The sequence below is a fragment of the Streptomyces zinciresistens K42 genome (assembly GCF_000225525.1).
GTDB lineage: Bacteria > Actinomycetota > Actinomycetes > Streptomycetales > Streptomycetaceae > Streptomyces > Streptomyces zinciresistens.
Genome location: NZ_AGBF01000411.1, coordinates 1 through 2,011, shown reverse-complemented (window position 1 = coordinate 2,011; position 2,011 = coordinate 1). Strand labels below are relative to the sequence as shown.

Sequence of the window (2,011 nt, the reverse complement as noted above, 5' to 3'; positions counted from 1 at the left end):
GGCCGGTCGCTCACGGCCGCGGGCGGCGACGCCGCGGCCGCCTCGCGCCGGGCCGTGCGGCTCCCCACTCCCGGCTCGCCCGCCCCGGCGCTCCCCCGGGGAGCCGGACTGCGCATCCCCGGCGTCAGCCCCTTCCTCACCCCGAACGACGACTTCTACCGCGTGGACACCGCCCTCGTGGTGCCGAAGGTGGACGCCGGGTCCTGGCGGCTGCGCATCCGCGGCCGGGGGGTGCGCCGGCCGCTCACCCTGTCCTTCGCCGACCTCCTCCGGCGCGAACTGGTCGAACGGGACATCACGCTGACCTGCGTGTCCAACGAGGTCGGCGGCCCCTACGTGGGCACCGCCCGCTGGATCGGCGTACCCCTGGCCGCGCTGCTGGCCGAGTGCGGGGTGCGGCCGCCGTCGCGCGGCGGCCGGGCGGACCAGCTCGTGGCCCGCTCGGTGGACGGCATGACCATCGGCAGCCCGGTGGAAGACCTGATGGACGGCCGCGACGCGCTCCTCGCGGTCGGCATGAACGGCACGCCGCTGCCCTTCGACCACGGCTTCCCCGTCCGCATGGTGGTGCCCGGACTGTACGGCTACGTCTCCGCCTGCAAGTGGATCGAGGACATCGAGCTGACCACGTTCGACGCCTACGACCCCTACTGGGTCCGGCGCGGCTGGGCCCGCCGGGCGCCGATCAAGACCCAGTCCCGTATCGACACCCCCAAGCCCTTCGCCCGGCCCTCGGCCGGGACCGTCATGGTCGCCGGCGTCGCCTGGGCCCAGCACCGCGGCATCGACCGGGTCGAGGTGCGCGTCGACGACGGTCCCTGGCGGCCGGCCCGGCTGGCGCCCGAGGACAGCCGCGACACCTGGCGGCAGTGGTCCTTCCCCTGGCAGGCCACCAAGGGCGGCCACACCCTCACCGTGCGCGCCACCGACCGCACCGGACGGACCCAGACCGACAGACGGACGCGGACCGTCCCCGACGGCGCCAGTGGCCGGCACTCCGTCGTGGTCACCGTCGAGTGACCCGCCCCCTGAACCTCTCCCCCCTGAAGATCTCGCCCTGAAGATCTCATCCCCGAAAAGGGCAGCCCAGGCTGCTTCCACCGACAGGAGAACCCTCATGAACACCTCCATCCGCCGCTCCGCCGTGATCCTGGCCGCCGCGGCCGTCCTGCCGCTGGCCCTGACCGCGTGCTCGGGCAGCGGCAGCGACTCCGCCTCGTCGGACTCCTCCACGCGGGCCGCCGCCTCGCCGACGGCCTCCGACGACGGCATGGCCGGTTCCGGGAGCACCCCGTCCTCGATGGACCAGCCGTTCGGCCCGGCCTGCTCCACGGTGCCCAAGTCGGGCGCCGGCTCCTTCGACGGGATGGCCAAGGACCCGGTCGCCACGGCCGCCTCCAACAACCCGGCCCTGTCCACGCTGGTGGCCGCGGTGAAGAAGGCCGGTCTCGTCGACACGCTCAACAACGCCCAGAACATCACGGTGTTCGCCCCGACCAACGACGCCTTCGCCAAGATCCCGAAGGCCACGCTGGACAAGGTCCTCAACGACAAGGCCCAGCTCACGAAGATCCTCACCTACCACGTGGTCGGTCAGAAGCTCACGCCGAAGGACATGGAGAAGGGTTCGTTCACGACGCTGGAGAAGTCGAAGCTCACCACGTCCGGCTCCGGCGAGTCCTTCACGGTCAACGACTCCGCCAAGGTCGTCTGCGGCAACGTCAAGACCGCCAACGCCAACGTCTACATCGTCGACACGGTCCTGATGCCGGCCGCCTGACCCCCACCGGGTCTGCGGACCCGCACCCCGTCGGGCCCCCTTCCCCAGGCCGGGAAGGGGGCCCGACGGGCACCGGCCCGCCCCGCGTACGAGGTCACAGCACGGCTTTCGAGCGCCGCGGTGAGCGGGCCGGGCGCGGGCAGCCGGGCGAGCACGGGCAGGGCGTCGGCCGCGCCGCCCGCCCGAGCGCCGGCGGGACGGGTCACGTCCGGCGCCGGTACGAGGCCGCCG

2 protein-coding genes and 1 pseudogene are annotated in these 2,011 nt (G+C 73.4%); 2 read left to right on the top strand and 1 reads right to left on the bottom strand.

From position 1 onward, the window contains the following. Both SZN_RS36840 and SZN_RS36835 read left to right on the top strand, forming a co-directional pair. Positions 1–1,020: molybdopterin-dependent oxidoreductase (locus tag SZN_RS36840; protein WP_007506227.1), on the top strand; the 1,020-nt coding region annotated here is incomplete at its 5' end. Between the two features lie 97 nt (positions 1,021–1,117). After that, complete coding sequence (locus tag SZN_RS36835) at positions 1,118–1,780, top strand: fasciclin domain-containing protein (RefSeq protein WP_007506224.1); 663 nt, start codon at positions 1,118–1,120, stop codon at positions 1,778–1,780. Here SZN_RS36835 and SZN_RS42125 read toward each other — a convergent pair. Beyond that, a pseudogene (locus tag SZN_RS42125) lies at positions 1,744–2,011 on the bottom strand (hypothetical protein); the annotation flags it as partial. The gene SZN_RS36835 and the pseudogene SZN_RS42125 overlap by 37 nt on opposite strands.